General features: G+C 53.0%; 7 protein-coding genes. 5 read left to right on the forward strand and 2 right to left on the reverse strand.

What is annotated here, in order from left to right; all coding sequences use genetic code 11:
- Positions 1 to 93: 93 nt before the first annotated feature.
- Together K3729_17765 and flgD are read left to right on the forward strand one after the other, a co-directional pair.
- The gene (locus tag K3729_17765) at positions 94 to 1485 is read left to right on the forward strand and encodes a flagellar hook-length control protein FliK (protein UWQ99218.1); all 1392 of its coding nucleotides are present in this window, start codon (positions 94 to 96) and stop codon (positions 1483 to 1485) included.
- 7 nt (positions 1486 to 1492) lie between these two features.
- Positions 1493 to 2164, forward strand: a complete 672-nt coding sequence (flgD, locus tag K3729_17770) for a flagellar hook assembly protein FlgD (GenBank protein ID UWQ99219.1) — start codon at positions 1493 to 1495, stop codon at positions 2162 to 2164.
- On the opposite strand, the gene ubiB is transcribed toward flgD, so the two are convergent.
- Positions 2161 to 3690 carry a 2-polyprenylphenol 6-hydroxylase gene (ubiB, locus tag K3729_17775; protein UWQ99220.1) on the reverse strand — a complete coding sequence of 510 codons (1530 nt, stop codon included), beginning with the start codon at positions 3688 to 3690 and terminating at the stop codon, positions 2161 to 2163. The genes flgD and ubiB overlap by 4 nt on opposite strands.
- Positions 3691 to 4437 carry a bifunctional demethylmenaquinone methyltransferase/2-methoxy-6-polyprenyl-1,4-benzoquinol methylase UbiE gene (ubiE, locus tag K3729_17780; GenBank protein UWQ99221.1) on the reverse strand — a complete coding sequence of 249 codons (747 nt, stop codon included), beginning with the start codon at positions 4435 to 4437 and terminating at the stop codon, positions 3691 to 3693.
- A gap of 85 nt (positions 4438 to 4522) precedes the next feature.
- On the opposite strand from ubiE, the gene mutM reads away from it, so the two are divergent.
- The 3 genes from mutM to rpsT all read left to right on the forward strand — a co-directional run bounded on the left by mutM (position 4523) and on the right by rpsT (position 6653).
- Entirely contained in the window at positions 4523 to 5374 is an 852-nt protein-coding gene (gene mutM, locus K3729_17785) for a bifunctional DNA-formamidopyrimidine glycosylase/DNA-(apurinic or apyrimidinic site) lyase (protein ID UWQ99222.1), read from the forward strand.
- A 63-nt stretch (positions 5375 to 5437) separates the two neighbouring features.
- Positions 5438 to 6214: an enoyl-CoA hydratase gene (locus K3729_17790; protein ID UWQ99223.1), complete on the forward strand. Its 777-nt coding sequence runs from the start codon at positions 5438 to 5440 to the stop codon at positions 6212 to 6214.
- 175 nt (positions 6215 to 6389) lie between these two features.
- Entirely contained in the window at positions 6390 to 6653 is a 264-nt protein-coding gene (rpsT, locus tag K3729_17795) for a 30S ribosomal protein S20 (protein UWQ99224.1), read from the forward strand.
- Positions 6654 to 7230: the final 577 nt, after the last annotated feature.

Below are 7230 nucleotides of genomic sequence, written 5' to 3' on the forward strand. Positions count from 1 at the left end.
ATTCTCCTTCATCTCAGGTGAATATTCGCCATTTCGGTAAAGAATTAGTAATCAACTGCTGCAATGAAGAGGCGACCAAATGTCGGAGAACCGATGACAGATATTGCAAACCTTAAACTTCAGACGGATAGCGCAACGAGAGCGACTGTAATCGTTTCAATTGACGTGGAAGACGATTCTTCAGTCGCTCCGGTCAATTTTGAACAAATTATGGCCGACAATAAGCCTAAAAATCCGATGGCATCCGATCACAGAAATATTTTGTCTCAGCGACCACCAAGCGATGTTCCGGTCTCCCCCGAAATTGTTAACACATTAAGTGAACCGACCTCGACCACACCATTTAATCTGAAAGAATTAGCGGAAATACTACCGACGCAACAGCAACACTCCATCAATCAGCCGATTTCCAAGGCAGCTCACGCTGATACTGGCGTACCGCAGCCCAAGAATATCAAAGAACCGGCTACGTTCAGTCAGAAGCATGATGAGAAAATCAAGGGAAGCGACTATCCTGCAAATCCGACCAGCGCCGCAGAGCGACGCATCGCTGCGTCCGTACAAGAAAATCAAAAAATTAGCACCACAGAAACGCTTCAACAAAAGCCAGTCCCGAACGAAGATGGCAAAAGTGTGCGCCCCAATATCCATCCGACCCAACCCAATGCGTTACAGCGCATCGAAACCGCAAAGGCACGACCAGCGGGGCCAGAGCCTCACCAATCTCAGACGAAGACCGATACGCAAAAAGATACGGTCGCGCCGATTCGAATGGTCACTGAAAATACCTCCGACAAGCCCCTTTCAAAATACGCCCAGGAACCGGAGAAGCGTGATCCCGATAAACAATTGGCAGAGATAAACCAACGCAGCGCGACGCTCCAGCGCATGAGCGTATCGGACACAACAGTCAAAATCGGAATTACCGGAAACCCAATTTCCAGAACCAATCAATCGCCAATCCCATTCGGCATTGATGATAAGCGGCAGTTTATGCCCGCTTCAATCGAACCAATTGGATTGGCCGAGACTGGCTCACGGCAACATGTCCCGTCTCCACCACAAGCTCAGCTAGTCCAAAACTTGAATTCTTACGAGGCAAAAAGCATTGCACAGCAGCTCGCTGCCCAAATTACCAAACAGAACGACGGATCAACAACGATTCGCCTGAACCCAGAAGAATTGGGCCCTGTCCGGATTTCATTGCGCAATGCGGATGGCGTTATGGCAATGACTATTCTGGCAGAACGCCCAGAAACGGCGGAAATTATGCGCCGACACATCACAGAGCTCGCCCAAGAATTTCAAGCCTTGGGGTATGAATCGATGACCTTCGACTTCGGCGGCGACGGTCCCGGCCAAGGCAACTTTAGAGATCAAGTTAAAGCAGATGAACCGAGTAAGGTCGAACCAACCGGCTTGGCTCAACCGGAACAACGTCATACCGATAGTGCGCCCGACGCACGTCTCGATTTGCGCCTATGAGGACAAAATGGAAATATCAAACACCCAAACCAGCAAGACAGCTCAAAACGGCATCACACCACCGACCGAGTCGGCGAGTGAAATCAGTTCAGATTTTGAAACTTTTTTGAAGATGCTGACCGTGCAGATGCAAAATCAAGATCCTCTCAACCCAGTTGATTCTTCAGACTATGCCGTGCAGCTCGCCACGTTTTCGAATGTCGAACAACAGGTCCAAACCAACGATATCCTAAAGGACTTGAAGGCTCAGTTAGGCTTGACCGGTATCGCACAAATGGCTGATTGGGTTGGCAAAGAGGCGCGGGCCGCCACACCAGTTCAATTTAGCGGCGCGCCAGTGACGCTCTTTCCTTCGCCTTCAAACAGCGCAACAGAGATGGATGTCGTTGTTAAAGACGCTTCCGGCTTTGAAGTTGCGCGTTTCACCAAACCAACGTCCGACGAGCCCATTGAATGGGCGGGCGTGGACGCAAACGGTGTTCCATTCGCGTCGGGACTATACAGCTTCGACATCGAAAGCTTCGATGGCGACACCTTAGTCGAAACAACACAAGCCGCCGTCTATGCCACCGTTCGTGAAGTACAGAAGACACCTGCGGGCGATACGCTTGTCGTTTTCGAAGGCGGGTCAACCGTGCCCGCAAGTGACGTGTCTGCCATCCGCGCAGCAAATACTTAGATCGTTTGCAGTATCCAACCAATGAACGCCGTCGCGCCAACCCCTGCAAGGAAGTACCCGATAGAGGCGCGACGGCGACTTGGTTCCGGTACGTGATCCGGATTGGATTGCCGGATAACCGCCGCTTCGGCCATTGCAGGCAACCGTGAACCGTACCGAGACAAGACTACTGCGGTTTTCATCAAATCCTGCAGAACAGCTTTTGGACCGATGCTGTCTTTGATGTACGCCTCGACAATAGGACGCGCATCTTCCCAGATGTTCATCTTCGGGTTCATGGATCGCGCGACGCCTTCCACCACAACCATTGTGCGCTGTAAGTGGATCAGTTCGGTCCGCGTCTCCATTCCGAAGCGTTCCGTCACTTCGAAAAGATACGACAAAAGCCGCGCCATCGAAATTCTGGTCGCATCCATGCCAAAGATGGGTTCGCCCACCGCACGCAGGGCACGGGCGAATTCATCAACGTCCCGATTGGCCGGCACATATCCCGCCTCAAAATGGACTTCCGCCACACGTTTGTAATCACGACGAATAAACCCGTACAGAATTTCGGCGTAGACGCGGCGCGTGTATTCATCGATACGCCCCATGATTCCGAAATCATATGCGATGATATCGCCGTTCGCTCCAATTTTCAGGTTTCCCTGATGCATGTCGCCGTGGAAATAGCCGTCCCGCAACGCGTGGTTCAGGAACATCTGTAACACCCGAGTCGCAAGTTGTTCGCGACTATGACCAGCGGCGTCGATCCCATCATTGTCACCCGCGTTCACGCCTTCGGCCCAATCAAGCGTCATGACGCGCCGTCCGGATAGATGCCACCGAACACGAGGGACAGAAAAACCTGCGTCTCCCGCAGTATTGTCGGCGAATTCCGACGCCGCCGAGGATTCCAAACGCAAATCAAGCTCGCCCAGCACGACGCCTTCAAAATGCGTAATCACTTCCATAGGACGCAGGCGACGGGACGACGGCGATAATATTTCGATGGTTTTGGCCGCGAAATAGAATGCATCGATGTCTTTGCGGAATGCTTTTTCGATCCCTGGACGCAGAACCTTAATCGCCACCGCTTCGCCGGTTTCCGCCAAATGGGCTTTGTGAACCTGCGCCAAAGATGCAGCGGCCACGGGTTCGGAAAACGTTGAAAACAGCTGATCTACTGTTTGGCCAAGCTCACGTGCGATTTCGTCTTTCGCCTCTTTCATCGAAAATGGTGGCAGCTTGTCCTGCAAAACACGTAACTGGATTGCCATGTCGTTGCCGACGACGTCAGGACGCGTCGACAAGATCTGACCAAATTTGATGTAAGCAGGCCCCAGCGCCGTCAATGCCCGCGGGACAGGCGGGACGTTCACGTCACCTTTATACCCAAGCCATTGAAACGGCCAAACAATCGTCCGAAACACGCCCTTCACCAAAGGCGGCGCATCAAGTGCCTCAAGCACAACCTTCATGGCGCCCGTACGCTCAAAAGTAGCGCCAGTTCGGATCAGACGAATAATGTTGTGTGGACCACGCATCTAGAGCTTCCACCCGGAATGCAGCGCCGCCACACCAAGCGTCATGTTGCGATATTTCGCATTTTCAAACCCGGCAGCGCGCACCATGCCCAAGAACGTTTCTTGGGCAGGAAAGTTACGAATAGATTCGACAAGGTATTGATAACTCTCACTATCGTTCGCAATCAGCTTGCCCATTTTGGGGATCACATTGAACGAATAGGCGTCATAGGCAGCCTGCATCATCGGGTTCGGCAACTGCGAGAATTCGAGAACCATCAGGCGGCCACCGGGGCGCAAAACGCGGAAGGCTTCATTCAGCGCTTCTTGCGGGCGGGTTACGTTCCGGATGCCAAAAGAAATTGTGTAAACATCAAACGTATTGTCTTCGAACGGCAGCGCCATCGCGTCGCCAACGACCCAATCCAGGCTGTCCGACATATTATCGGCCTCGGCGCGCTTGCGCCCTTCGACCAACATAGGTTCGGTCAGATCAAGCACCGTCGCATGGCCGGAACCTGCCCGATTTAGAAACCGGAACGAAATGTCGCCGGTACCACCGGCAACATCGAGCAGCTTTTGACCGGGACGCGGGGCCAGCCAATCCATCATCGCATCTTTCCAAATGCGGTGGATACCAACCGACATCACATCATTCATCACATCATATTTTGACGCGACCGAAGAAAACACGCCTTGCACACGCCCTGCTTTTTCTTCTTCATGAACAGTTTCGAACCCAAAATGCGTGGTTTTGTCGTCTGTCATGGGCTTGCCGTCCTCTATTCTTCGCCCCAAGTATAGGACGCCACTCGCGGCATACAACGTCCGCACACCATAAGGAAAGCACGCCATGCCGGAATTACCAGAGGTCGAGACAGTCCGTCGCGGTTTGGCTCCTGTGATGGAGGGCGCCGTGATCGCGCAGGCCGATGTGAACAGGCCGGATTTGCGCTGGCCTTTCCCTGAAAAAATGGCCGAAAGACTGACGGGCCGGCGGGCGCTCGGCCTGCGCCGTCGTTCGAAGTACATCCTCGTCGATTTGGACAGTCGCGAGAGCTTGCTGATCCACCTCGGCATGTCTGGGCGCATGCTGATTTCAGGGCATACTGTCGGAGATTTTCATCACGCACACCCTGCCCCAGCCAAACATGACCACGTTGTCCTGCATTTGGACAGCGGCGTTCGGATCACATTCAATGACGCACGCCGCTTTGGTGCAATGGATTTGATGCAAACCGACGCACAAGACGATCATTGGCTGATCCGCGATCTGGGCCCTGAACCACTCAGCAATGATTTTAACGATTCGTATCTTGTCGAGCGCCTCAGCAATCGAAATACGCCGATCAAATCTGCGCTATTGGACCAAAGAATCGTCTCCGGCCTTGGTAATATTTATGTCTGCGAAGTGCTGTTTCGCGCAGGCATTCACCCCAAACGCAAAGCCGGACAAATCGCGGCAAAGCGGGTGGCGGGGCTCGTGCCCATTATTCGTGCAGTGCTGGAAGAAGCCATCGCAGCAGGCGGATCATCGTTGAAAGACTACAGGCAGGCAGACGGGGAAATGGGCTATTTTCAGCATGGTTTTCAAGTATATGACCGCGAAAGTGAACACTGCGTAAACCCTGGTTGTACCAAACACATTGCGCGAATCGTGCAATCGGGACGCTCAAGTTTCTTTTGTCCGCAATGCCAAAGATAGCTTGATCCGCTGTGAAAGTTTCGCCAACAACAGGGGTCTGAGAAACAACTTGGACTGCTTTGCATGGCTTATGAGACGATCAACGTTGATGTGACAGATTACGTCGCCACCATCACGCTGGACCGCCCAGATGCGCTGAACGCGTTGAATCAGAAACTGCTGGGCGAGGTTTGCTCAGCTCTGGAAGACGCGGACAAGAGCGACAAGGTGCGGTGCATCATCATCACCGGATCGCCCAAAGCCTTCGCAGCCGGTGCTGACATCACTGAAATGGCGGATCAGTCCTTCGTTGACATGTTCATGCAGAATTTCTTCACGCCCGAAGCCACGCGTTTCAACAATACACGCAAACCAATCATTGCGGCTGTTGCGGGCTACGCGCTGGGTGGTGGTTGTGAACTTGCGATGATGTGCGACTTTATCATCGCCGCTGATAACGCCAAATTCGGCCAGCCCGAAATTAACCTTGGCGTCATCGCCGGTATCGGTGGGACGCAGCGCCTGACACGGTTCGTTGGCAAATCCAAAGCGATGGATATGCACCTGACAGGGCGTTTTATGGACGCTGAAGAAGCTGAACGTTCGGGCCTTGTCAGCCGCGTGGTACCTGCCAAAAAGCTGCTGGACGAAGCACGGGCAGCAGCCGTCAAGATCACTGAAAAATCGCAGATCGCGACCATTGCCGCAAAAGACGCCGTCAACCGGTCCTACGAAACAACACTGGCCGAAGGCGTTAACTACGAACGTCGGCTTTTCCAGTCTTTGTTCGCGACAGAAGACCAATCCGAAGGGATGGCCGCGTTCCAAGAAAAGCGCGAAGCACAGTTCCGCGACAAGTAAGACCACAAGCCGCGTTTAGGGGTTCCTTTCCGAGGAAAATATGCCTATACGCCGCCTCAGAAATGCGTGTGAGGCCCGCTTTGGCCAGAATCAGCCGGTTCTTAAACCCGGTCGGGCCGATTGCGCAGACGATATTTAATTGCCCGATCATAGGGCTTAGACAAAGGTACGCATCATGGCGAATTCACCACAGGCAAAAAAACGCGCCCGTCAGAACGAAGCACGTTTCGCAATCAACAAAATGCGCCGTTCACGCATCCGCACAGAGCTGCGCAAAGTTGAAGAAGCAATCGCATCCGGCGACAAAGCAGCAGCACAAGCAGCACTGAAAATTGCACAGCCAGAACTGATGCGCGGCGTCACAAAAGGCGTTTTCCACAAGAACACAGTGGCACGTAAAATGTCCCGCTTGTCTTCCCGTGTGAAGGCACTCGGCTAAATCAGCCAGACATCGGCGACGATAGAATCGTTGTCGAAATGTCACCAGCAAGAGCTTATCAAAGGCGCGCCAGTATCGGCGCGCCTTTTCTATTTGAACGTGCAAATCCAGCAATTCCAAAGGCCTTCGCGGGGCTCCATAGATTCTTTTCGGGTCCACTTAGAGTCAAGACCGTTGTTCTGTTGAAATGGCCATCTGTGGATTGGTAACTTGTGCATGCGACTCGGGTCGCACGGGGGGACATGAGAGAAACCCGTCTTTGTTGCAGCGCCAAAACTGCCAATCGTAACAAGGGCCTTTCTCATGCAGCCAAGAAACGATGCTTAGGGCAAACTAAGCACCGAGGTTAGGTTTGTGTCGATGTGAAGCCGCATGTGCGGTGGAAGTTGTCTGTCTTCAAGAATGTACTGTTCGTGAATCCTGCGCTGCCTGGCGCGTCAAAGATTTCACCGCAGAATGCAAGTTGTTTGCGACGGCTGCTCGATGGCAGCCGATCCGGAAACGTTTGCGCCTAAAGAGTAACAAACGCGAGCTGTGGGGGCTCGTGACGACAAAAGACAGTGGGACACCGAATTAA

It is taken from the genome of Rhodobacteraceae bacterium S2214 (assembly GCA_025141675.1).
GTDB lineage: Bacteria > Pseudomonadota > Alphaproteobacteria > Rhodobacterales > Rhodobacteraceae > Yoonia.